The sequence below is a fragment of the Ruegeria sp. YTSA108 genome, from assembly GCF_059610185.1.
Genome location: NZ_JBXWND010000019.1, coordinates 1 through 23,879 on the forward strand (window position 1 = coordinate 1; position 23,879 = coordinate 23,879).

Consider the following 23,879-nt stretch of genomic DNA (forward strand, 5'->3'; position numbering starts at 1 on the left):
CCAAAGGTATTCCTCTCGGCCATCGCTCTCGCTGCTACAGTCCTATTCTGGCTGTAAATCAATGAGTCTGGAGCCTACGGCTTTTCAAAATCTGACGAATGGGCTGACAGAAGCAACCCACCGAGCTAACTTCATTGCAAAGAGGAGGGGTGAATGGGAAGACGTCTCACGACGGTATTGGCCGCCGACATTGTGGGCTATTCCGCGCTGATGGATCAGGACCGTACTGGCACAGTCGCTGCATTAAAGACCTTCCGCGAGGACACGTTTCTCCCGATCGTGGAAGATACCAATGGTTCACTGATCAAAAGCATGGGCGACGGCTGGATCGTCGAGTTTCAATCACCATCTGAAGCAGCAGCTTGCGCGATTGCAGTTCAGTCCGCCCACAAACCTGACCACATCAAACTGCGCATCGGGGTTCACACAGGGGAAGTGGTAACCGATGGCGATGACATTTTCGGCGACGGCATCAATGTTGCGGCGCGTCTGGAGGCTCTCGCGAAGCCGGGACAAGTGCTCTTTTCAGATACGTCACATAACAGCCTTGACCGTAACGATGCGGGATTATTCGACGGCGGAGAGCAAACCGAACTGAAAAACATCACGCGGCATGTTGGAATCTGGTGTTGGCCAAAGGGTACGAAAGCCAATCTCGCGATCAAAGCGGATGTGAGGCCGGGAATCGCAGTGCTCCCATTCGACAATATGTCGGGTGATCCGGAGCAGGAGTTCTTTGCCGATGGCATAACGGAAGACATCATAACTGAGCTATCTCGGTTTCGTTGGTTGATGGTCGTCGCACGAAACTCTTCTTTTGCTTATAAGGGGAAAAGCACGGACATCCGCGACGTGGGCCGCGACTTAGGGGTTCGGTATGTACTGGAAGGCTCCGTTCGGCGTTCCGAGCAGCGCGTCCGCATCACGGGACAGCTCATAGATACCGAAAATGGGAGCCATTTGTGGGCGGACCGCTTTGACGGTGTGCTCGACGACATCTTTGATCTTCAAGATCAAGTCACCGAAGACGTAGTTACAGCTATTGAACCATCGGTGCGGCACGCTGAAACAAATCGTGCGCGTGCAAAACCCACCAAGGACTTACAGGCATACGAGCTCTACCTCCGAGCATTATCACATTTCCACTTGCTGACTGACCAAGACAACATAGAGGCAATACGACTGACAAAACTGGCTTTGGATCGAGATCCGGAATACGCCTCCGCAGCGGGCTTGCTAGCATGGCTTCATATCCAACGTCTTGTGCAAGGTTTGGAACCTGTAGATCAGGGACCCAAGTCAGCTGTCGCGGCCGCAGAGCAGGTGCTGCGGAGTGATCGCGCGGACGGCATTGCAAAGGCTTATGCCGCACATTCGATCTCTATGCTGGCACATGACCTGTCCCGCGCGCGAACAGCCTTTAAGGAAGCATTGTCGGAAAATCCCAACGCGGCGACGGTCCACATGCTCGCCGCTGCAAATCTTTATTTGCTGAATCGCCCTGACAAGGCGCTGGAACATGCAGTCCGGTCTGTCGAACTCAGCCCGGGTGATCCATTGCGGCACGCCGCTTTCATGGGACAGGGTGCCGCCTTGTTTCACTTGGGACGTTATGAGGAAGCCGCGCAGGCCTGTCGCGAAGCCTTGTCTGTGCGTGCAACCTTCCTGATGAGCCACCTGATGCTGATTGCCTCGCTTGCTGAGCTCGATGACATAGATGCGGCAAAAACAGCGGCTGTCAAATTGAACGAAATCGCTCCGAATGCGGCTTCGATAACCGAGACAACACGTTTACCATTATTCTCTATTCCAACCTGCGCTGATCGCTGGCGCAGCGGGTGGAAAAAAGCAGGGTTGCAAGTGTGAAGGCAAACGGCACCCCCCCGGTTCCGACAACCATGCATTCGGTAAAGGATGTTTCGCCTTTGTCTTGAAAATCAGTCGCTGACCAAAACTCTGCCTGGCTGGCCCTCCTCATGGACACGGAACACCAAAATGGTTGCCCCTTCGTCCCCTGAGCGAGCGGTGTGCACTTTCTTCAACGGAACGACGCCTACGTCACCTGAAAAAGCTTCTTGTTCGCCTTCGCCGTCTAGGATGAGGGTGACGCTGCCCTGCAGAATGTAGGCAAATTCTTCACCGGGATGCCAATGCATTGGTAAAGTGAGGTTTGGTGGTAGGGCAACATGGCTCACGACAACCTCCAAGCCCTCAGTGCTTTTGAGCGACTCGGTTAGCAAGTCCTGAATAAGCGGTTTTTGCAAAGCCGCTGGATCCCGCACATCGTGCGACATAGCCGCTGCGGCACCAGTCACGACAATCAAAAAAGCAAATATGATTGGTTTCCACATCTAATCCCCTCCTACTTTTAGAAGATGATGGCATTGGGACCTTTTCGAAATCAATGCTGGTGTGCACGCGGTTAACTGCGGCGTTCCAAATTGTTGTGTCAAAGGCTGTTCCAGGGTCCGCAAAGTTCGCGGAGCGTTTCTTAGTGGACGGTGCGGCGAGTGGCGGCTTAGTCCGCTCACCTACCATTTGCCGCTCGGGTCTGAACGTCCGGAATGTGCGGTTCGCTACGTGCCGCACATGCAAAAGTCCGAAGCTCGGTCGACAGCAGGTAAGGGCTCTTACCACCAATCGATGACCACCGCGGAGAATGGCGGCAGCGAGCCCAACCTGTACCTCGGGTTTTTTCGCTGCGTACGCTCGCAACACGGAAATCTCTGCGCACGCACGAATTCTTGTGTTACGGCACAGCGCTGAATTCGGCCATTCACATATTGCCTAGCAAGAATGTGCGCCCGGATTCACAGGTTGTGGACTGAAGCAGTGATCCGTGAAAATCCGAGCAAGCGTCGACCCACCGGACCGGTGCTTCCACGGTGGGGCTGACGCGCCTTGATTCCGTTCTGGGGTGCATCACAACCTATGTCCGCCAACGAACTCAAAGCGGTTCAATGCATGCACCGAGAACTCAAGTAGAGTGGGCTTCGGACAGCAGGCATCCGATTCGATTGTACAATTGTCTCGTTGGCGTGGTGCCGATGATTGGATGCGGAGGGCGGATTGGAGGGCACATTATGCCTAGAGTTCAACTTCCCGCAGTCACCCCAAAGCGCAGAGCATGAAACAAGGGTCGGATCATCGGCCAGAAACGACCCTTGCTTCCCAAGCAGGTCTGGGCGATCCGTGCTCGAGAACGGGTTTCAGTGGTCCAGAGCAAAACCAAGAAACCAGTACAATTCGAACTGACGGAAAACACACAGGATACGGTTCATGCTTGGGTCAAGTCGCCAAAGATGATGGGCTGTAGCTTCATGTTTCCGAGCCGTTTCCTCGAGCGACCCCATATCTCAACGCGTCAGCATGGTCGGCTTGTCAGAGATTGGGTGACTGCGATTGGATTGGAGTCGAGCGGTTACGGGACCCATTCACTCCGCCGAACCAAAGCAGCGGAGATTTACCGTAAGACAGGGAATCTCCGCGCAGTGCAGCTTTTGCTGGGTCACACTAAGATTGACAGTAGAGTGCGTTACCTTGGCGTTGAGTTGGAAGATGCTCTCACTATTGCGGAGCAGATTGAAATCTGACCCGCGTCGGCGAATGGCACTTGCCGTTCGCCGGTTTGGAACAGACTTACGGCCTTGAAGCGGTAAAACCGGTTATGAAGGGAAGAATAGTATACAGATCACCCTGCCATTGCGTACTACAAAGACGTGCTGGCGGTCAGCTTTTCGAGTGATAGTTCCGGCTTTCGCGCGCTCAGTTTGACGGCACCGCGCTCCATCACGACGAAGGCATCCCCAAGATCATAGGCGAAGGACAGATACTGTTCGACTAGGACGATCGCGATGTTCCCGCGTTCCTTCAGAATGCGGATGGTGCCGCCGATCTGCTGGATGACGTTCGGCTGGATACCTTCGGTCGGTTCATCCAGAAGAAGCACTTTCGGGTTCGACACCAGCGCGCGCGCGATCGCCAGTTGCTGTTGCTGGCCGCCTGAAAGGTCACCGCCCCGCCGTTGCAGGAACTTCTTCAGAATGGGGAACAGATCAAAAATCTCGTCCTTCACCTTGCGTTCGCCACTTGGCAGGCAGGCAAATCCCGTCTCAAGGTTTTCCTGCACCGTCAAAAACGGAAAGATCTCGCGCCCCTGGGGCACATAGGCAACGCCCTTCCGCGCAAGGTCAAAGGCCTTCAGCTTTCCGATGCTTTGGCCGTCCAGATCATAGTCGCCCCCCGACCGGGGATGGGTGCCCGCCAGCGCCTTTAACAGCGACGTCTTGCCTACGCCATTAGTGCCCATCAAGCAGGTGACCTCGCCCTGGGCCGCGTCGAAATCCACGCCGTTCAGAATTTGGCTGCCGCCATAGTGCAGCGTCAGATCGCGGATGCTGAGGAAACTATCGGCCAAGGTACACCTCGATGACTTGCTGGTTCTTGGTGACGTGATCGATCGAGCCTTCGGCCAGAACCGAGCCTTCGTGCAGCACGCTCACTTTGCAATCCAAACGCCGTACGAAATCCATGTCGTGTTCCACTACGACGACAGCGCGGGTCTTCGCCGCGTCCCGCAGAATTTGCGTGGTCTTCTGACGTTCTGCGGTCGTCATGCCTGCCGCAGGTTCGTCCACTAGCAACAGCTTCGGTTCTTGTGCCAAGAGCATCCCGATCTCCAACCATTGCTTTTGCCCGTGGGACAGCTCGCCAGATTTCCGTGACAGAACCGCGTCCAGCCCAATGACATCCGCCAGTTCTTCGACCCGGGCAAAGTCCGGTGTTTCGGGTTTGAACAGCAGCACGGCCAGCGGCGACCGCGACTTTTTCAGCGCCATCATCAGGTTGTCTTGAACCGTCTGATCCTCAAACACCGTGGGTCGCTGGAACTTGCGCCCGACCCCTTCCATGGCGATCTTGCTTTCCGATTTGCCCAGCAAGGACACGGGCGGTTCGCCCCAAAGCACATGGCCCTCGTCAGGCCGGGTTTTACCGGTCACCACATCCATGAAGGTGGTCTTGCCCGCGCCGTTCGGGCCGATGACCGCCCGCAATTCGGCCCTGTCAATGCTGAACGACAGGTTGTTCAGCGCCTTGAACCCGTCAAAGCTGACCGACACGCCCGAGACTTCAAGAAGCGCGCTCATGCATCTGCCTCCTTTTCTCTCAAAGAACCGTGGCCCGGCCCCAGGTCGCGCCCATGCCGATTGGGGTTGCGACGCGCTGCCAAGGCGTCGAACAGCCCTCCAATGCCTTTCGGTGCGAAAAGCGTAACCGCCACGAAGGACAGCCCCAACAGGACGGTCCACCAATCGACCCATTGAATGCGATACCCGGCGATGTTCAGGTCAGGGGCTTGCCCGCCGGTAAACCAGGTCGACAAGAGCGAGACGAAAGCCGCGCCGATCACGGCTCCGTACAATCGCCCACGCCCGCCGATGGCCACCCAGACCGCCAGATAGATCGAAGCAATCGGCGCCAGTTCCGCCGGGTTGATGATGCCCGCCTGTGGGTAGTAGATCGCGCCTGCAATGCCAGCGAGCACGGCCGATACGGTGAAGACAAACAGCTTGAACGCCTCGACTGGATAGCCAAGGAAGCGCACCCGCGCTTCGTCGTCCCGAATGCCGCGCAGGACCGAGCCGAACTTGCCCGATACCATCCAAGTCGCCAGCACGTATCCAAGTCCAAGAGCCAGGGCCGAGGCCCAAAGGAACCAGACCGAAACGATGGCCTGACTAGTGCTCTCCAACCCCGGCAGGTTCTGCAGGCCTGACAGACCGTTGTTGCCGCGCAATCCGCTGTCGTTTTGGAACAGGTACAGTGACAGCGCCAGCGTCATCGCCTGCGTCAGGATCGAAAGGTACACACCTGTCACCCGGCTGCGGAAGGCCAGCCAGCCAAAGACCAGCGCCAGAAGCCCCGGCGCCAGTACGACGGCGGCCAGTTGCAGCGGCAGAGAATGGGCAAAGGCCCAGATCGGCGGAAATTCCGAGGCTCCGACGACACCGAAGATCTGGCCAGCGATCCCGCTGGAGACCTCTTCGGGCGTTGGCGGCAGCCCTCCGGCGGCGAGGCTCTCGACGACGATCAGACGCGTCCGCTCGTACATCAGCCACATGCCTATCGCGTAACCGCCCATTCCGAAGAAGGCCATATGCCCAAGGGACAGGATACCGCAATAGCCCCAGACCAGATCCATCGCCAGCGCGACGAGGCAGAGGCACAGGGTCTTGCCCAGGGTCTTGACGAAACTGGTTGAGATGACGCCGATACCGAACCCTTCGGACAGGATCGTCACGCCCAGGGTGAACAGCCCCAGACAGGCCAGAAAGATAAGCACCGACGGATAACGCACCACGAAAGGTGTGCGACGCACAGGGCCTGCTGTCAGTTCCGCCATGCTCATGCCTCCGCCGCCCGGCCTTTAAGCGCGATGATCCCGCGCGGCCGGAATTGGATGAAGAGGATGATGAAGAGGATCATATAGGTCTGTGCGGCCAGTGTGTTCGAGGGGTTCAGCCATTCGATCCCTTTTTGCAGCGAGCCAACCATGGTCGCGCCCAGAAGCGTGCCCCAGATGTTGCCAACGCCGCCCACGACCACGGTCATGAAGCTTTGCACGATATAGTCCGCGCCCATCTCGCTGGTCACTTTGGCGTAAAGCCCAATCGCCACACCCGCAATCCCGGCAATACCCGAGCCGAAGCCGAAGGTTAGCATGTTGATCCTGTCAGGGTTGATCCCCATCGAGGCCGCCATGCGGGGGTTCTGCGTCACCGCCCGCACTTCCAGCCCCAATCGAGTGCGGTTCATGACGAAAAGGAATAGCGCCATGAACAAAAGCGCCAAAACGAAAATTGCGATCCGGATATAGCTGATCGACACGATGTCATTGAACACCAGCGATCCGTCCAGCCAGCCGGGCGAGGTGAGGGGCCGCGCTTGCGTGCCGAAGATGTTCTTGGCGATCTGTTGCAGGGCAATGGAAATCCCGAAAGTCGCCAGAAGCGTCTCCAGCGGGCGATGGTAGAGGTGGCGGATCACTAGCCGTTCCATCGTGACCCCTGCGCCGAAGGTGACGGCAAAGGCCAGCGGCAAGGCGACGATAATGGAAATCGTGTAATCCGGGATGATCTGCTGGACGACGTAGCCGGTGTAGGCGCCCATCATGATGAACTCGCCATGGGCCATGTTGATCACGCGCATCACGCCAAAGGTGATAGCAAGACCGATGGCGGCAAGAAAGTAGATCGAAGCGAGCGACAGGGCGTCAAGGCCAAGGTCAAATGCCTGGTTGAATGCCACCTTGTTTTCGATGCCCGTCAGCACCGCCGCCGCGGCAACGGCCACTGAAGGCGAGCCGCTGTAGCGTTCGTAGAACGTGAAGCCTGCCAGGGTTTCATCCACCTCGGCTTCGGTGGCCACAGGGTCTACCACGCCCTGTTCGGCCAAAGCTTCATAGGCAAGGTCGCGTGCGTCTTCGCTGTTCAGCGTCGCCACATGAACCCCCGCGACCGATCCCTCCGAGATGTTGGCCAAAAGCGCGTTCCGCTTGTCGTACCGGTTGATCCGGGGTTTCGCCAGATCGGCGGCAACCAGAAGGTCATAGGCGGACTCGCGCGGCAGGTCGTCGCTGCCGACGGTCAGGATGCGGGCGATGTCATCGCCCTCGGGTGCTTGTGCCGAAGCCTCGACCTTCACGGCCAAAAGCGGGTTCAATGCGGCCCGGACATCGACACCAAGATCGCCGTCAAACTGCTGGATGGCAGCAATCCTCTCCTCGTCGGTCGCGCCGAAGCGGATTGTCAAAAGTCCCTGAAGGCGTTCCATGCGACTTTGCACAGACTGGTCCGTTTCGTTGGGCAGAACTTTGGTCAGGGCCACAAGATGGGACGCCTCCGAGTCACGCTCGATCGCATTCAGGGCCTGCATCTTTTCGGCAAAGGACCCTGATAGTTGGAATTGCACCAGGGCCGCGCCGATCATGCCGCGAATGCCGCTGTTGGGTTTCAACTGTTTGAAGTCACGGGCAACGAAAGTGCCAAGTTCCGCGCCATCGGCAAAGTCGAACGCCGTCAGTTCCTTGCCCGAGGCTTCGCCATAGACGAAAAGCCCGGTGTCCTTGTCGCGCCACATCTCTTTGTTTTGCCAGCGTTCCAGCACGACCTGGGCCTCGACCAGACCACTGGAGGCAAGCGCGTCGATGGCAGGACCGATGGTCTTGCGCGAGGATTTGGCGATGATTTCGCCATGTTCTTGCAAAAGTTGCTGGATCGGCGCCTCGGCGTTCTGCGCCGAAAGTGGCAAGGCAAGAGCGCACAGAAGCACCGACATGAAACCGATGTTGAACCGACGTATAAGCGACATGGATAGTTCAGCCCCCGTAAGGCGTTCTGGGGGCGACATTCGCCGCACCCGTTGGGTGGGTTTTCAACCCACCATGCTTAGTAGTTCGACTTGATCTGAACGCAGGACGACGTTTCGGTGTTGTACATCCCGCAATCGAGTTCCGCCCAATCGGATTTCAGCACCGCCGATTCCGGCAGGAAATCCGTCCAGGCATCGCCCGGCACTTCCTCCGTCTGGCTGATGATGTCGAACTGACCATCCTCGGTGATCTCACCGATCAGAACCGGCTTGGCCAAGTGGTGGTTCGGCAGCATGACCGCGGTGCCACCAGTCAGGTTCGGGAATTCCTGCCCGTACAAGGCGGTGCGCACGGCATCGACATCGGTGGTACCTGCTTCGGTCGCCGCATTCACCCACATGTTGAAGCCGATGTAATGCGCCTCCATCGGGTCATTCGTCACACGCTCGTCGCCCATGCGGGCTTTCCAGGCCTCGACCCATTCGGCGTTGGCATCGGTGTCTGCTGACTGGAAGTAATTCCAGGCTGCGAGGTGACCAACAAGGTTGGAGGTGTCGAGACCCGACAATTCTTCCTCGCCGACCGAGAAGGCCACGACGGGAATGTCGTCGGCGCTGATGCCAGCAGCCGCGAGTTCCTTGTAGAAGCCCACGTTTGCGTCGCCGTTGATCGTTGAAATCACGCCGACTTTCTTGCCATCCGCACCAAGAGCCACGACGTCCGAGACGATCTTGGACCAGTCAGAATGACCAAAGGGCGTGTAGTTGACGAAGATGTCGTCCTCGGCGATGCCCTTCTGCTGAAGATAGCTTTCCAGGATGTTGTTCGTCGTCCGGGGGTAAACATAGTCGGTGCCCAGAAGCGCGAATTTCTCGACGCCAAGTTCTTCCAGAAAGTAATCCGTCGCCGGGATTGCCTGCTGGTTGGGGGCGGCACCGGTGTAGAAGACGTTTTTTGAGGATTCCTCGCCTTCATATTGAACCGGATAGAACAGAAGTCCGTTCAATTCTTCGATCACAGGTAGAACCGATTTCCGCGACACGGATGTCCAGTTGCCGAAAATCACGTCAACCTCGTGTACCGAAATCAGCTCGCGCGCTTTTTCGGCAAAGAGCGGCCAGTCCGACGCCGGGTCGACCACGACGGCCTCCAACTCGCAGCCCAGAACGCCGCCTTTGGCGTTTTGCTGTTCGATCAGCATTTCCATCGTGTCTTTTAGTGTTGTTTCTGAAATCGCCATGGTTCCGGACAGGGAGTGCAGCACTCCCACCTTGATCGGGCAGTCTTGCGCCATGGCCGGCAGCATCGAAGCGGCCAGGACGGCAGCAGAACTAAGAAGTGTCTTTTTCATCGCAGTTTTCCTTCAGGCACTGCGCGGGGAAGCGTTGCTTTCAAGGGTGTGATCCCCCATATGCCCCCCACGCAATCTAATTGCGGAGTGCGGTGGTGTTTTGGAATTGCAAGGCCAGCACCATCGCACGTTCAACGGGATTTGTGTGATCCCGGAAGAAGTCGTTCCATGGAAATTGCTGCGACTGCGAGATCAGCGGGGGTTGGAAAACGGCCCCTGGCGTCAATCCGTCAAAAATTGCGCAGACTTTCGCGGGTTCGCCATTTTATTGTGCGAAAGAAACGCCAAATCTTTGGGCGCTTCAGCTTTCAAGCAAGAATCCTGTGCAATAGACGATCTCGGCCCGGGCACGCCGCACCGCCCATTTGGAGCGATCCGCATCGTGTGAGAATCTGGCGGCGGACAGCAATTTCGCATGCGCCATCTTGGCGTCAATACGCAGGTGAAGGGCATGACGTCGTTGATCGTCGGGCACCGTCGTGTTCAGAAGGTCGATGAACTGCGCCCGGCGATGCGCGATCTGATCCGTGCGGTCATCATTCATAAGCCAGGCATGTTCCAACTCGGCCGAGAACCGTCCTGCACATGCCGCGAATGAAGACATCAGGGGATCATCTGCCGCCGGACTTTGCTTCGGCAGGATAAGAAGCAGGACCAGAAAGGTTTTCAAACTGCTCATGATCCGATCATGAACGACCTAAGAGTCAGCAATCAAGCTTTCTGCCGCCTTATGGCTAACGCACACTTAACAGACGAAGTCCCTGTCACCCGTTCGACACGTCATTCAGGCATTTCCGTGTCGGCATCTCATCATTGCTGAACTTCTGGGCGAGTGGGGTCACTTTCGCACAGCAAATAGGCAGAACTCCGGGATTGGTCTTTTTCCCGGCGCGCAGCGGTGGATCACCCCCCAATCTGCATGGTGAACCATGCGGGTCGAGTACCGGGGGCGACAAACGCATGGGTCAACCACATCTGGCATCACGAGAGGCGAACACCGCCCCGAGATCCATCGGTGCCATGACCTTGTCGACCAAATGCCGTGACGGACGTACGGGCATAGACCGCTTCAGAACCTCGGGCGCTAGCAAGGTGGCTTTTCCGCGTCGCAAGGATGCCGTCGAAGCCATTGTGCTGAACACTTCGGGCGGATTAACAGGCGGCGACCGGTTTGAGGCTTCGGCCAGCGCCGGGCCGGACAGCCGCCTGACCCTGACAACCCAAGCCGCAGAACGTGCCTATCGCAGCACATCTGGCGCTGCGTGTGTCAGCACGCGCCTGTCTGTCGCCAAGGGCGCGGTACTGCATTGGTTGCCGCAAGAGTTGATCATGTTTGACGGTGGTTGTCTCAACCGTCGCCTTGACGTGGACGTCACCGACGGAGCCGAGGCCGTGCTGGTCGAACCCGTCGTCTTCGGTCGCCGCGCCATGGGTGAAACCCGTATCTCGGGCAGTTTTCGCGACCGGATCACCCTGCGCCACGATGGTCGCCCGATCTATTGGGACCGCATTAACCTGACCGGATCAATCAGCGCCAGTCTTGACCGTCCAGCCATCGCAGGCGGCATGACCGCCCTTGCCAGCGCCCTTTACTTCGGCCCGCGTGCCGAGGCGCTTTTGCCTATTGTCCGGCAACTTTTGCCAAAGACCGGCGGCGCAAGCCTTGTCGCGCCCGATCTTTTGACCATCCGACTTCTTGCCGCCGATTCCTATCTGTTGCGCCAATGGCTGGTGCCGGTGCTGGAACGCCTGACCGAAACCACCCTGCCGAAATCCTGGAGATTCTGACCCATGCAACTCAGCCCCCGCGAAAAAGACAAACTGCTGATCGCCATGGCTGCCGAAGTGGCCCGCAAGCGCCTTGCCCGTGGCGTCAAGTTGAACCACCCCGAGGCCATCGCGCTGATCACCGACACGGTCGTCGAAGGCGCTCGCGATGGCAGCTCGGTCGCCGACATGATGGAGGTAGGCGCCGAGGTCATCACCCGCGACGACTGCATGGCCGGCATCCCCGAGATGATCCACGAAGTGCAGGTCGAAGCCACCTTTCCGGACGGCACCAAGCTGGTCACCGTCCACAATCCCATCCGATAGGAGTCTCTCATGCGTTACGCTATTCCCGCTTTGTTTCTGGCTTCCCCCGCCTTGGCCCATCCTGCCAGCCTGCCGCATGGGCATTCAGCAGATTGGGCCGTACCCGTCGCATTGCTGTTGATTGGCGCGGCGGCCTTCATGGCCAAGCGCAAGGCAATCCGGGTTCGGAGACGCCAATGATCCCCGGCGAACTCTTTCCGGCGGACGGTGAGGTCACTCTGAACGCAGGGGCGGAGCCGATCACGCTAATGGTCGCCAATACGGGCGACCGACCGGTACAGGTCGGCTCACACTACCATTTCGGCGAGGCCAACGCGGCGCTCGATTTCGACCGCGACGCCGCACGCGGCATGCGTCTGGATATCGCAGCCGGGACAGCCGTGCGGTTTGAACCTGGTCAACGGCGCGAGGTGCAACTGATCCTGATTGGCGGCGCACGGCGTGTCTTCGGGTTCAACCAGCTTGTGATGGGAGATCTCTGATGCCCACCCAAATCCCCCGCTCTGACTACGCCGCCATGTTCGGCCCCACCACCGGCGACAAGCTGCGGCTGGCCGATACTGACCTGATCATTGAAGTGGAAAAGGACCTGACAGGCCCCTACGGCGAAGAGGTCAAATTCGGCGGCGGCAAGGTGATCCGCGACGGGATGGGTCAGGCGCAGACCACGCGCGCCGAGGGTGCGGTGGATACCGTCATCACCAACGCGCTGATCGTGGACGCAACCGGCATCTACAAAGCGGACGTCGGTTTGAAAGACGGCAAGATCCACAAGATCGGCAAGGCGGGCAACCCAGACACACAACCCGGCGTCGCCATCATCGTCGGCCCTGGCACTGAAGCCATCGCTGGCGAAGGCAAGATCCTGACGGCCGGTGGGTTCGACAGCCACATTCATTTCATCTGCCCGCAACAGATCGAGGATGCTCTGTATTCTGGTCTAACCACAATGCTGGGCGGCGGCACTGGCCCGGCCCATGGCACGCTGGCCACGACCTGCACACCGGGACCGTGGCACATTGGGCGGATGCTGCAGGCGGCGGATGCGTTTCCGATGAACCTCGCCTTTGCGGGAAAGGGGAATGCGTCGCTCCCCGCCGCTTTAGAGGAACAGGTCAAGGGCGGTGCCTGCGCGTTGAAGCTGCATGAGGATTGGGGCACGACGCCCGGCGCTATCGACTGTTGCCTATCTGTGGCGGACGACATGGACGTTCAGGTGATGATCCATACCGACACGCTGAACGAATCCGGCTTTGTCGAAAACACCATCGCCGCCATAAGGGGCCGCACCATCCACGCCTTCCACACCGAAGGCGCTGGGGGCGGCCATGCCCCTGACATCATAAAGATCTGTGGCGAGGCCCATGTTCTGCCGTCGTCGACCAACCCGACCCGACCTTTTACGGTCAATACAGTGGACGAACATCTGGACATGCTGATGGTCTGCCATCACCTGGACAAATCCATCCCAGAGGATGTGGCTTTCGCCGAAAGCCGCATCCGGCGCGAGACCATCGCCGCCGAAGACATCCTGCACGACATGGGGGCGTTCTCGATCATCGCTTCAGACAGCCAGGCCATGGGGCGTGTGGGCGAAGTGATCATTCGCACCTGGCAAACCGCTGACAAGATGAAGAAACAGCGGGGCGCCTTGGCCGAGGAGGTCGGCGACAACGACAATTTCCGCGTCCGTCGCTATATCGCGAAATACACGATCAACCCGGCCATTGCGCACGGGCTGTCAAAGCACATCGGTTCGATCGAAGAAGGCAAACGCGCCGATCTGGTCCTATGGAACCCGGCGTTTTTCGGTGTGAAGCCTGAGATGATCCTTATGGGCGGCAGCATTGTGTGTGCGCAGATGGGCGATCCAAACGCTTCGATCCCGACACCGCAGCCGGTCTATACCCGCCCGATGTTCGGGGCCTTTGGCCGGTCGCTGGAAGCCAATGCCGTGACCTTTGTTTCCGAGGCGGCACACTCCGAAGGACTGGGAGATGCGCTTGGATTGGCCAAGACAAGTTTGCCGGTGGAGAACACGCGCGGTATCGGCAAAGCGGATCTTGTCCTGAACGACGCCATGCCCGAGGTCGAGGTGCACCCCGAAACCTATGAGGTGCGGGCTGATGGCGAATTGCTGACCTGCCAACCTGCAACCGAGCTGCCCATGGCGCAGCGGTATTTTCTGTATTGAGGCCTCATGACCGATATTCCCATTGCACAAACGCTCCATCCCGCTGGCACATCAGACAATGCGGTGGCGGACTGCGCGTTGACGTATGACGCCCGATTTTTCCGGCGAAAGAAACTGACAACGACCGAAGGCTGGTCCTTTGTCGCAGACTTCGAACAGACCGTATCCCTGAACGATGGCGACGTGCTGGAACTGGGCGATGGACGTCTGGTCAAGGTGACGGCGGCACCCGAAAACCTCTTGGCCGTTTCCGGGCAAGACCTGCCCCGCCTCGCCTGGCACATCGGCAACCGCCACACACCTTGTCAGATCGAGGCGACCCGCCTTTTGATCCAGGATGATCCCGTCATCGCTCATATGCTGAGCCACCTCGGTGCCACGGTGACCCAAGTCACCGAACCCTTCACTCCGGAAGGCGGCGCCTATGGTCACGGGCGCACCCATGCGCATGATCACGGACACTCGGCCCATGCCCACGCCCATTGATGCGCACTTACTGACGCTGACCCAATGGCTGTCGCCCGCGTTTCCAGTGGGGGCCTTCGCCTATTCGCACGGACTTGAAACAGCGATCAACGAGGGTTGGATTGCCGCCGACGCGACCAGTTTGGAAGACTGGCTGAGAGATTGCCTGAGTGATGGCTCAGGCCGCGCTGATGCGATCTGGATGCGGCTGGCTTATGCTGCCGACGACCCATTGGAGATGGACGCGAAAGCACGTTCCTTTGCTATCGCCGAAGAGCGTCTGCGCGAAGCTGAAAGGCAGGGCGCTGCCTTTGTTGCGACGGTTAATGCTGTCTGGGGTTTGGCGCTGCCTGACATGCTGTTGCCCGTTGCCGTCGGTCGCGCCGCTAGATTGGCAGAGCTGGATATCGATACGACTGCCGTTCTCTATCTGCAGGCCTTTGTCGCAAACCTGACCTCCTCGGCCATTCGCCTGAGCCCCATCGGGCAGACGGCCGGTCAACGGGTGATCCTGAACTTGCAGCCCTTTTGCCTTCAGGTCGCCGAAGACACGAGAAATGCGGACACCACGGACGTTTTTGGCAACGCCTTTTTCTCAGACATCTCCGCGATGGCCCACGAAACTCTTGAACCGAGGCTCTTCCAATCATGACACAACTCAACGGCCCTTTGCGCATCGGTATCGGCGGCCCGGTCGGTGCAGGAAAGACGACCCTGACCGCGAGGCTTGCCGAACTTTTGAAAGACGATCACTCGATCGGCGTCATCACCAACGACATCTACACACAAGAAGACGCCGAAGCTCTGATGCGCATGCAAATCCTGCCTTCGGATCGCGTGATTGGAGTGGAAACCGGCGGCTGTCCTCATACGGCGATTCGCGAAGACGCGTCGATCAACCTGGCTGCCGTGGCCGAGATGCGGCTGCGTCACCCCGACGTCGAGGTCGTCCTGATCGAATCCGGTGGCGACAACTTATCGGCCACCTTCAGCCCGGAGTTGGCGGATCTGACAATCTATGTGATCGACGTGGCCGCAGGCGAGGAAATCCCACGCAAGGGTGGCCCCGCAATCACCAGGTCAGACATCCTAGTCATCAATAAAACCGACCTTGCCCCTCATGTGGGGGCATCTTTGGACGTCATGCGCCGAGACGCCGCGAGAATGCGGGGCGATCTGCCGGTGGTATTTGCCTGCCTGAAAGCCGGCCACGGTTCGGACGAGGTCGCGTCGCACCTTAGATCTCTTTCCGGCATTTGATGAGAGCCTAGCCGGCAAGAACGGTGCTTGGTCCACTTTGCGGGACTTTGAGAGTATTCGAGTATGTGTTAACGCAACGTTTCGGAACGTTTGTTTCTCCCCCCACTCAAATGAACAAGCAAAATCCCCTGGCTTCACCAACGACTTCTGCGGCTTGGGAGGAGGGCGATGACCAGTTTGGATGCAAAACTGCTTTAGCAACGCCCTGATCGATGCACAGCCGAGCATTGTGCTTTGCTGCAAGATACCTCATGCGGCGGTTCTCTCGCAGGCACATCAATTCAATTGAACTGATACCCCACTTCCGCGCGATTGCGATAATGCGCTCGAACAGCGCATCACCAATTCCGATGTTTTGCCAATCAGGTTCGACAGAAAAGGCGGCTTCCGTCTTTGTAGATCCGGTCTGGTCGTCACCGCGGAGTTCGGCGACGCCCCTCTGACGCCCTTTTGCAAACGCGCCACAGAGAATGCTGTCATAATGAGGAATGCTCTGAACTTAGGTCGTCAGACGCTCGTCGCTGACAGTCCACCAGAACCGCGCGCGTCGAGCTTCGGCGTCGAGCCGTCGAAAGTGATCGCAGATCTCGTTTTGGTCGGCTGGATAGTGTCGGCGAATGGCAAAGTCTTGATGATGTCCGAGATGGACCATCGCCTTGTCGCTCCGATTGCAGACGTGGGTTGGGCGAGCACCTTCGGGAGGAGGTGAAGGTGCTGGCCCAAAAGCATTGGCGGTCCCTGTTGATATTTTTCGTCGCCGCTGCTTTTGCTGGCTTACTCTGGGAGGAGCGAGGACCAGCAATTCTTGTTCAAGTTCGCAAGCAATCCTCGGATTGGGGCCCGCCGCATTGGTCTTGGTTTTTTCCGTCTGTTTCCTGCGCCATGAGCCGTTCCGCGTACTGCAGAATCTCGGAGCGCGTGATGCCGATCGCGGCCAATTGCTGATCGCTCATGTTCGCCAAAACCGACTTCGTCCGGGCTGCATGTATTGCCTTCAGAACGGATTTCGCCATTGCTGTGGATCTTGCCGCAAATCTGTAAATCGCGTTGGACAACGTGCCCAAGTTGGCTTTGTCAGGTCGGATCGTCGCGGTTGAATGGACACTAAACGCCATAAGCCGCCTCCAGCGCCAGTTTTTGGATGCCGTTGCGCTCGCAGCACGAATTCTGCTGCACATGCTTGCTTTATGATGCTACTCGGCGGCGGCGATACCTGCCATTTGATCCTGGCGCAGCAAGAATTTAGAAGGCAAGGATCAAGTCGCGGGCCAAACCGGACTCTTGTAGGTGCGGTAATTGCCGATGCAGCATTTTCTCGCAATCGCTGCGATATTTTTTGCCAACTCTGATTTATTCACCAGTTTTGCTACTCAAACGAGTCAACCGCGCTGGATCATGATCCTCCTCTTTCCCACTGCTTTCTGGCACGTCACGCCATCACTACGCTCCTTCGATGTTCCGGCTGCAAAGACAGGAACCTCAGACTGTTTTAGGCGGTTCAATGCTTGCCGCACGTACCAATAACGTTGCGCTTGCCGGGTTGATGGCCAGAGCCGTGTTATAAAGTGTGGCTAGCCGCAAAAGCGACTTCACATCCACATCGTGGGGCAAGGCAGAAAGCGGATCAATAAGGAAGACCAAAGCATCTAAACGCTCTTCTGCTATCAACGCCCCAATCTGGGCGTCGCCTCCCAACGGGCCGCTCTTTAAGCAAGTGATTTGCAATCCCGCTTCTTTGGCTATCCGGCCCCCGGTCGTGCCGGTACCGAATAGTTCTAATCTTTCCAGTTCAGGCTTATGCGCATTCGCCCATTCGATCATGGGATCTTTCATTTGATCATGGGCAACTAGCGCCATCGAGCGGATCGTGGGCACAATTCTAGCGTCGTTTGACATGGCTTTGTTCGATCTCTGAATGGTTGTCCGCCGCCCAACTCCAAGCCAGTGGCGATTTGCGTTTCAATGCTCCGCTAAGGTGCTGGCGCATCCGGTACGAGGCATCGGCAACACTTCCGCGTTCAAGAAGTGAAAGAATCTCTAGATGCTCTGAGCATTGCTCAATCAGGCGATCGCGGTTAATTTCAGCCTTGTATTCCATCAAACGGCGCATCCGGTTAACCCTCTGCAATGACATCAGGAAAAACGGGTTACCGGAGAGTTTGATCAGTTCTTCATGGAACAGCGAACCGTTTTTCAGCAATGACTCGTCCGGAGCGGAGTTGAGGTCCATGTTTAACATACCTTCCTGAATCCGCCGTTGCTCAGACAGAACTCTGTGGTCGAGTTCGAAGGTGGGTTCGAGCATTGCAACAGGTTCGATTGCCATCCGAAAACGGTAGATTTGGTCGAAGGCTTCCGGAGTCTTGGCAACAGGCAAAAAGCGCCATCCATACCCCTCCTTGCGTTCGATCCATCCTTCCCGTGACGCCCTGACCAAAAGGTCGTTAACCTTGGTTTTGGTCCAGCCGTATCGTTGTCGTAGAAATTGTTCTGTGACGTCCTCGGGGATCTGGTTTGTCAGCCAGTCATTAGCCAGTGCTTGATAGTCTTCATGTCCATCAGGTGGCGTATCAACTAAGGTTGCGTTGACTTTGGAAGGAATTTTGTCTGCAACAAAATACCCGCGATTTGTTTGCCGGATGAGGACGCTCTGGTTTTCTAGGTTGATCAGAGCCTCGCGCACTGGCGTGCGTGAAACACCGTATCTGTCGGCAACCTGTTGAGCGCTGATATGTTGTCCCGCAAGAATAGAGCCAGACACGATATCATGCAGAAGTCGGTTTGAAATTTTTTTTGAAAGCTCGCTTGTCCGTCCAGGCACCCTTATCACCAATCGACTGTTTGTTGGCATTTCCCAGATTGGATTCACGCCAAGAGTGCGCTCCAAGATTCTGGCTTTATAGCGAATAAAAAGCAAAAAATTGCATTTTCGTCTACATCTTTTTTCAGATCCCGCGTGGTAATTATTGGTTTTTGGTGGTGCGGCAAAAAAGCAAGTAGGGTTCAGAAACTTCGAGGTTGCGGTAAAAAGCACAATTTAACAGCATGTTATGCGTCAGGTCGTCATCTGAGCTTAGCTTGACGCTCATCCAGAAGTGGATTTTTGCCTGTATAAAAGCAAAATAGGATTGGCTTTTGGTGCCTTAATATGCAATCACTGACGCTAGTGCGAGAATCGCGCTATCGAACAACGAACAAATGGGAGGAATTACTCGTGTTCATGAAACTTACTCGTGCAAGCGCGTTCGCAACCGTTGCCTTGCTGGCCGGTGTGGGCACAGCATCGGCTGAATTCAAAGCTGAAAGCCCGCAATGTATCGCACCTTCTAATCCGGGCGGCGGTTGGGATTTCATCTGCCGTACGACTGCTAAATATCTGTTTGATCTGGGTGTCATCGAAGACTCGATGCAAGTCACCAATATGTCCGGCGGCGGCGGCGGTGTTGCCTTCGCGCACGTCACCAAAGAGCGCAACGAAGACAACAATCTGATCGTAGCTGCATCAATGTCCACTAGCGCACGTATCGCGCAGGGCATTTATGAGGGGGCCGTGCAAGACGATGTGCACTTCCTCGCGACCTTCGGTGCTGAGTACGGTGCCATCGCAGTGCGTGCAGACTCACCATTTCAAGACCTCAGCGACATGATGGACGCGATCCTTGAAGATCCGCGTTCTGTTGGTATTGCTGGCGGCTCTTCTGTCGGCAGTTTTGACCACATTAAACCGATGCTCGTTGCTCGGGAAGCTGGCATGGAAGACGTTACGCAACTGAAGTACGTCTCGTTTGATGGTGGCGGTGAAGCAATGACCGGGTTGCTTTCAGGTGCGACAGAAGCTCTGTCGGGCGATTTCTCTGAGATGCTGGGCTTCCTAGAGTCGGGTGACATTCGTATCATCGGCATCATGGCGCCAGAGCGTTTGGCCAACTACCCAGACATCCCGACTGCAAAGGAACTGGGCTATGATGTCGTAGGTGCAAACTGGCGCGGACTTTACATGCCTGCAGGTGCCTCGGACGAAGCGAAAGAGTTCTGGTCAAATGCGATCCAGACCTTGGTTGCTGACCCGGGCTTCCAAGAGACCCTCGAAGCCGCCGCAATCGCGCCGTTCAACAACTTTGGCGACGACATGCACAACTTCGTAGCTGGTAGCATCGCAGATGTAACCAAGCTGTCGAAAGAGATTGGCATCATCGACTAATGCCATCAGGGCTGACCCGCTGCATCGGGTCAGCCCACTTCACTTAATTCTTGGGAGGGAAACATGAGTGACCGCATTTTTGGCGGCTTCGGCTTGGCTTTGGCCATCTTTTACATCTGGGCTGCATCAACAATCAAAGACAGCTTTATGGTAGATGTGGTTGGGCCCCGTGCTTTTCCTTACATCGTTGGCACTATCGTGGCCATCTGCTCGCTCTATTTCATTTTACGTCCCGATGACGAACCGGAATGGCCGCATATGCGCGAGTTCGCTGAAATCGTCTTCGCCGCTGTTGTCATGCTCATTTACAGCTGGGCGCTTCCCGAATTTGGCTTCTTGATTTCTACTGTATTTGCAACCGCTTACTTGACATGGCGCTTAGGGACGCAACCCCTTTGGTCCCTCGTCACAGGCGTCGGCACATCGGTAAGTATCTATGTCGTTTTCCACCTGATCCTCGGCCTTGCCTTGGCCAAAGGTCCACTTGGTTTCTGAGGAGCACTAGGCATGGAAATCCTTTCTCTTCTTGGTGATGGTTTTGCAATCGCACTCACCCCGCAAAACCTCCTACTGGCGGTTGTCGGGTGTTTTCTGGGGACGCTGATGGGTGCGCTGCCGGGTCTTGGCCCAGCAAATGGTGTCGCGATCTTGATTCCGATCGCGTTCTCACTGGGTCTGGACGCGACGGGGTCGCTGATCTTGCTTGTCAGTGTTTACTACGGCGCAATGTATGGCGGTCGTATCTCTTCGATCCTCTTGAATATCCCCGGCGATGAACCGGCCATGATGACCTGTTTGGATGGCTATCCAATGGCTCAGCAGGGCAAGGCAGGCGAGGCGCTGTCTTTGTCGGGCGTTGCGTCATTTGTTGGCGCATTCGTGGCAACTTGCGGTCTGGTCATTCTGGCTCCCCAGCTGGTTAAGATTGCGCTGTTGTTCGGTCCCGCGGAGTATTTTGTGTTGTTCACTGTTGCCTTCGCAACGCTTGGTGGGATCTCATCGACGAACCAAGCGAAGTCAGCCTTTGCAGCAGCGCTTGGTCTTGGCATTGCTATGATCGGCAGTGACAGCCAAACTGGCTCCCAACGTTTCACGTTCGACCACATTCATCTCTACGATGGTATCGACTTCCTGATCGCAATCGTCGGCCTGTTCGCGCTGAGTGAAGTGTTCATTTTCCTTGAACATCATCGCGGTGGTGCCGTTGGCTCGGCCGGAGTGACCAAGGTTGGCCGCATCATGCCCGATTTCGGAATGATCAAGCGCTGCATCCCCTCGATGGCACGCGGCACGGGTCTGGGTTTTTTCTCGGGCGTTCTGCCGGGAGCAGGCGCATCGCTGGGCTCGTTTCTGGCTTACTCGCTAGAAAAGCAAGCAGTTGACCGTGACGGCAAAACCTTTGGCAAAGGTGATCCAAGGGGCGTTGCGGCACCTGAAGCTGGCAACAATGCTGCCTCCGGTGGCGCGCTTGTACCGATGTTGGCATTAGGTGTACCGGGGTCGGGAACCACAGCGGTTTTGCTCGCAGTACTGCTACAGTTGAACATTACACCGGGTCCGCTTTTGTTCCAGAAAAGCCCGGACATTGTCTGGGGCCTAATCGCATCGCTGTTCCTCGCCAACTTCATTCTGCTGGCGATGAACATCCCGCTGGTTGGCATCTTTACCCGAGTATTGATGGTTCCGACCCGGATCCTGATGCCGATCGTCGCGATGATTTCCTTCGTGGGCATCTATTCGATCACAGGCTCGACATTTGATGTGATGTTGATGGTTGGCTTCGGTGTCGCTGGTTGGGTTTTGCGCAAGCTGGACGTGTCGTTGGTGCCGGTGATCCTCGGCATCCTTTTGGGCAACCAGATGGAAGTGAACCTGCGCCGCGCCATGACAATCTCCGATGGTGACTGGTTCATCCTTGTTGGCAGCCCTCTGGCGATCATCCTGTGGCTTATCGCAATTGCTGGCTTCGTTCTGCCCATGCTGATGGGTCGCAGAATGAAGAAGCGTATGGAAGCCGCCCGCAACGAAGAAGAATTCGTCGGCGACTAAGCCGGCGCCCCCCAAAGAATTTGGCTAACTGGCCAATCATAGGAGACTGATATGCGTATTATGACACTGCCTTGCGATGGTATTGGGCCGGAAATCATGGCAGCGACCCTTGAGGTTGTCGAAGCTGCAAACAATCGCTTTGATTTAGGGCTGACTTTTGAGGAAGCGATCTCAGGCTTCGACAGTCTGAAAAAGCACGGTATCACCTTGCAAGAAAGCGTGTTGGACCGGGCACGCACGGAATTCGACGGCGTGATCCTGGGCACTCAGTCCCACATGGACTACCCACCCTTGGCCGAAGGAGGTCGCAACGTTTCTGCTGGTTTCCGCATTGGCCTTGACCTCTATGCAAACGTGCGCCCTGCACGCACCCGAAGCTTCATCCCGAACAAAGCACCCGGTATGGATTTGGTTATTATGCGTGAGGCGACCGAGGGATTTTACCCCGATCGCAACATGTTTAGAGGCGTTGGTGAGATGATGCCCGATCCCGACATGGCGTTGTCGGTGCGCAAGATCACACGACATGGCTCTATGCGTATCTGTCGCGAAGGCTTCAAACTGGCGATGCAGCGCAACAAGAAAATCGCTGCCATCCACAAGGCGAACTCTTTTCTGATGACCGACGGGCTGTTCTTGGATTGCTTCCGCGAGGTGGCAAAAGACTTCCCAGAGGTCGAAACCGAGGAGTTGATCGTCGACGCCTTCGCCGCTTTACTGGTGCGCAAACCCGAAGTGTATGACGTTGTGGTCGCTACCAACTTCTACGGCGATATCTTGTCGGATCTGGCGTCGGAACTGTCTGGATCCCTCGGTCTTGCCGGGTCGATCAATGCCAATGCAGAAACTGGACTGTGCTGCGCCCAGGCACAACACGGATCGGCACCAGATATCCAGGGACAGAACGTGGCCAACCCGACATCTTTGATCTTGTCAGCTGCCATGATGCTGACCTGGCTGGGTGAACAGCGCGGCATCCAGAAGTTGATGGATGCTGGTAACGCGATTGCAGAGGCGGTTGATACAGTGATTGATGATCCAGCGAAGCGAACGCGCGATTTGGGTGGATCCGTTAACTGTGATTCTTTCGGCTCCCTTGTCGCCGAGACGGTGGCGAGAGAAAGCATCGCTGCCTAGAGTTCCTCCCTGCGGGCAAATCGTCCGCATTTACCGGCGGCGCTGCACTCTTACAGCGTCGCCGAGTTATCAAGAGAAATCCAATGGCTGACCATCCTCGAGTTGCCCTGATACACGCCACGAAAGTGGCAATAGACCCGATCGAAGAAGCGGCGGCGAAGCTGTGGCCCGAAGCTGAGACAATTTCGATACTCGAAGAGGGGTTGTCTGTTGATCGGGCGAAATCGGCCGAGTTGTCAGGTGATCTCGTTCGCCGGATCGTCGATTTGTCGCGTTATGCAGAAGCAGCTGGAGCAGACGGAGTTTTGTTTACCTGTTCGGCATTTGGCTCGGCCATCGAGCGAGCAGACTTTGAATCTAACATCCCTGTCATGAAACCCAACGAAGCTATGTTCGATACGGCGTTTTCCCACGGGGACCGTGTTGTGATGCTCTATACCTTCCCACCAGCCGCCGGTGGGATGGAGGATGAATTCCGCGAGGCGGCCCGCGAAAAGGGCAGCACTGCGCAGATCTCGTCGATTTTCTGCGATGGTGCGCTTGATGCAAAGAAAGCAGGCGATGATGGTGCCCATAATCGTTTGATTGCCGACACTGCCGCCACAGTTGAAGACGCCGATGTCATTCTGCTGGCCCAGTTTTCCATGGCTGGTGCCGTGGATGCGGTGCGTGCTCGCACGGATATTCCAGTATTGACCAGCCCGGAGGCTGCGATTGAAGAAATCCGCCGCCGGATCGAACAGAAATAAGAGGTTCA

At 56.9% G+C, this 23,879-nt stretch carries 25 protein-coding genes; 15 read left to right on the forward strand and 10 right to left on the reverse strand.

Going from position 1 to position 23,879, the window contains the following annotated elements; genetic code table 11:
• Window positions 1-153: 153 nt before the first annotated feature.
• Window positions 154-1,866 (forward strand): adenylate/guanylate cyclase domain-containing protein, encoded by a 1,713-nt coding sequence (locus AC2FHW_RS18515; protein ID WP_496822427.1) that lies wholly within the window; start codon window positions 154-156, stop codon window positions 1,864-1,866.
• 71 nt (window positions 1,867-1,937) lie between these two features.
• Here the strand turns inward: AC2FHW_RS18515 and AC2FHW_RS18520 are convergent, their stop codons facing one another.
• The gene (locus AC2FHW_RS18520; RefSeq protein ID WP_271952414.1) at window positions 1,938-2,351 is read right to left on the reverse strand and encodes a cupin domain-containing protein; all 414 of its coding nucleotides are present in this window, start codon (window positions 2,349-2,351) and stop codon (window positions 1,938-1,940) included.
• Window positions 2,352-3,143: 792 nt separating this feature from the next.
• Here AC2FHW_RS18520 and AC2FHW_RS18525 point away from each other — a divergent pair.
• A complete protein-coding gene (locus AC2FHW_RS18525) occupies window positions 3,144-3,593 on the forward strand; it encodes a tyrosine-type recombinase/integrase (protein ID WP_246097292.1) in 450 nt (149 codons plus the stop codon).
• Window positions 3,594-3,709: 116 nt separating this feature from the next.
• Here the strand turns inward: AC2FHW_RS18525 and urtE are convergent, their stop codons facing one another.
• The 6 genes from urtE to AC2FHW_RS18555 all read right to left on the reverse strand — a co-directional run bounded on the left by urtE (window position 3,710) and on the right by AC2FHW_RS18555 (window position 10,401).
• On the reverse strand, window positions 3,710-4,417 hold the full coding sequence (gene urtE / locus AC2FHW_RS18530) for an urea ABC transporter ATP-binding subunit UrtE (RefSeq protein WP_142639074.1): 708 nt from the start codon (window positions 4,415-4,417) through the stop codon (window positions 3,710-3,712).
• A complete protein-coding gene (gene urtD / locus AC2FHW_RS18535; RefSeq protein ID WP_496679878.1) occupies window positions 4,407-5,147 on the reverse strand; it encodes an urea ABC transporter ATP-binding protein UrtD in 741 nt (246 codons plus the stop codon). The genes urtE and urtD overlap by 11 nt, the downstream gene beginning before the upstream one ends.
• Complete coding sequence (gene urtC / locus AC2FHW_RS18540; protein WP_142639070.1) at window positions 5,144-6,403, reverse strand: urea ABC transporter permease subunit UrtC; 1,260 nt, start codon at window positions 6,401-6,403, stop codon at window positions 5,144-5,146. Before urtC ends, urtD begins: the two co-directional genes overlap by 4 nt.
• Window positions 6,404-6,405: 2 nt before the next feature.
• On the reverse strand, window positions 6,406-8,337 hold the full coding sequence (urtB, locus tag AC2FHW_RS18545) for an urea ABC transporter permease subunit UrtB (RefSeq protein WP_496679881.1): 1,932 nt from the start codon (window positions 8,335-8,337) through the stop codon (window positions 6,406-6,408).
• 110 nt (window positions 8,338-8,447) lie between these two features.
• Window positions 8,448-9,722 carry an urea ABC transporter substrate-binding protein gene (urtA, locus tag AC2FHW_RS18550; protein WP_142639068.1) on the reverse strand — a complete coding sequence of 425 codons (1,275 nt, stop codon included), beginning with the start codon at window positions 9,720-9,722 and terminating at the stop codon, window positions 8,448-8,450.
• A gap of 301 nt (window positions 9,723-10,023) precedes the next feature.
• Window positions 10,024-10,401: a hypothetical protein gene (locus AC2FHW_RS18555; protein WP_142639066.1), complete on the reverse strand. Its 378-nt coding sequence runs from the start codon at window positions 10,399-10,401 to the stop codon at window positions 10,024-10,026.
• 281 nt (window positions 10,402-10,682) lie between these two features.
• On the opposite strand from AC2FHW_RS18555, the gene AC2FHW_RS18560 reads away from it, so the two are divergent.
• Genes AC2FHW_RS18560 through ureG form a run of 8 tightly spaced genes read left to right on the forward strand, consistent with a single transcriptional unit; the run spans window position 10,683 to window position 15,735 of the window.
• On the forward strand, window positions 10,683-11,510 hold the full coding sequence (locus AC2FHW_RS18560; protein WP_496822428.1) for an urease accessory protein UreD: 828 nt from the start codon (window positions 10,683-10,685) through the stop codon (window positions 11,508-11,510).
• 3 nt (window positions 11,511-11,513) lie between these two features.
• Window positions 11,514-11,816 carry an urease subunit gamma gene (locus AC2FHW_RS18565; protein WP_271952423.1) on the forward strand — a complete coding sequence of 101 codons (303 nt, stop codon included), beginning with the start codon at window positions 11,514-11,516 and terminating at the stop codon, window positions 11,814-11,816.
• Between the two features lie 9 nt (window positions 11,817-11,825).
• Complete coding sequence (locus AC2FHW_RS18570) at window positions 11,826-11,996, forward strand: hypothetical protein (RefSeq protein ID WP_185956729.1); 171 nt, start codon at window positions 11,826-11,828, stop codon at window positions 11,994-11,996.
• A complete protein-coding gene (locus AC2FHW_RS18575) occupies window positions 11,993-12,298 on the forward strand; it encodes an urease subunit beta (RefSeq protein WP_281995608.1) in 306 nt (101 codons plus the stop codon). Before AC2FHW_RS18570 ends, AC2FHW_RS18575 begins: the two co-directional genes overlap by 4 nt.
• Entirely contained in the window at window positions 12,298-14,010 is a 1,713-nt protein-coding gene (gene ureC / locus AC2FHW_RS18580) for an urease subunit alpha (RefSeq protein WP_496708364.1), read from the forward strand. The genes AC2FHW_RS18575 and ureC overlap by 1 nt, the downstream gene beginning before the upstream one ends.
• Before the next feature lie 6 nt (window positions 14,011-14,016).
• Window positions 14,017-14,496 (forward strand): urease accessory protein UreE, encoded by a 480-nt coding sequence (locus tag AC2FHW_RS18585; protein WP_271952427.1) that lies wholly within the window; start codon window positions 14,017-14,019, stop codon window positions 14,494-14,496.
• A complete protein-coding gene (locus AC2FHW_RS18590; RefSeq protein ID WP_271952428.1) occupies window positions 14,480-15,127 on the forward strand; it encodes an urease accessory protein UreF in 648 nt (215 codons plus the stop codon). Before AC2FHW_RS18585 ends, AC2FHW_RS18590 begins: the two co-directional genes overlap by 17 nt.
• A complete protein-coding gene (gene ureG, locus AC2FHW_RS18595) occupies window positions 15,124-15,735 on the forward strand; it encodes an urease accessory protein UreG (RefSeq protein ID WP_271952430.1) in 612 nt (203 codons plus the stop codon). Before AC2FHW_RS18590 ends, ureG begins: the two co-directional genes overlap by 4 nt.
• A 106-nt stretch (window positions 15,736-15,841) precedes the next feature.
• Here the strand turns inward: ureG and AC2FHW_RS18600 are convergent, their stop codons facing one another.
• The 3 genes from AC2FHW_RS18600 to AC2FHW_RS18610 all read right to left on the reverse strand — a co-directional run bounded on the left by AC2FHW_RS18600 (window position 15,842) and on the right by AC2FHW_RS18610 (window position 18,622).
• Complete coding sequence (locus AC2FHW_RS18600; RefSeq protein ID WP_416383945.1) at window positions 15,842-16,225, reverse strand: GNAT family N-acetyltransferase; 384 nt, start codon at window positions 16,223-16,225, stop codon at window positions 15,842-15,844.
• A gap of 989 nt (window positions 16,226-17,214) precedes the next feature.
• Window positions 17,215-17,631 carry a methylglyoxal synthase gene (locus tag AC2FHW_RS18605; protein ID WP_142639050.1) on the reverse strand — a complete coding sequence of 139 codons (417 nt, stop codon included), beginning with the start codon at window positions 17,629-17,631 and terminating at the stop codon, window positions 17,215-17,217.
• Window positions 17,615-18,622, reverse strand: a complete 1,008-nt coding sequence (locus tag AC2FHW_RS18610) for a GntR family transcriptional regulator (protein ID WP_221929494.1) — start codon at window positions 18,620-18,622, stop codon at window positions 17,615-17,617. Before AC2FHW_RS18610 ends, AC2FHW_RS18605 begins: the two co-directional genes overlap by 17 nt.
• Window positions 18,623-18,955: 333 nt before the next feature.
• Between AC2FHW_RS18610 and AC2FHW_RS18615 the strand changes: the two genes are divergently transcribed.
• From AC2FHW_RS18615 to AC2FHW_RS18635, 5 genes are all read left to right on the forward strand, one after another.
• Window positions 18,956-19,936 (forward strand): Bug family tripartite tricarboxylate transporter substrate binding protein, encoded by a 981-nt coding sequence (locus tag AC2FHW_RS18615; protein WP_496679850.1) that lies wholly within the window; start codon window positions 18,956-18,958, stop codon window positions 19,934-19,936.
• A gap of 63 nt (window positions 19,937-19,999) precedes the next feature.
• On the forward strand, window positions 20,000-20,431 hold the full coding sequence (locus AC2FHW_RS18620) for a tripartite tricarboxylate transporter TctB family protein (protein ID WP_142639045.1): 432 nt from the start codon (window positions 20,000-20,002) through the stop codon (window positions 20,429-20,431).
• 12 nt (window positions 20,432-20,443) lie between these two features.
• Window positions 20,444-21,985 carry a tripartite tricarboxylate transporter permease gene (locus tag AC2FHW_RS18625; RefSeq protein ID WP_271952440.1) on the forward strand — a complete coding sequence of 514 codons (1,542 nt, stop codon included), beginning with the start codon at window positions 20,444-20,446 and terminating at the stop codon, window positions 21,983-21,985.
• A 51-nt stretch (window positions 21,986-22,036) separates the two neighbouring features.
• Entirely contained in the window at window positions 22,037-23,122 is a 1,086-nt protein-coding gene (locus tag AC2FHW_RS18630) for an isocitrate/isopropylmalate dehydrogenase family protein (RefSeq protein WP_142639041.1), read from the forward strand.
• Between the two features lie 83 nt (window positions 23,123-23,205).
• Window positions 23,206-23,871 carry an aspartate/glutamate racemase family protein gene (locus AC2FHW_RS18635; RefSeq protein ID WP_271952443.1) on the forward strand — a complete coding sequence of 222 codons (666 nt, stop codon included), beginning with the start codon at window positions 23,206-23,208 and terminating at the stop codon, window positions 23,869-23,871.
• The last annotated feature ends 8 nt before the right edge of the window (window positions 23,872-23,879 follow it).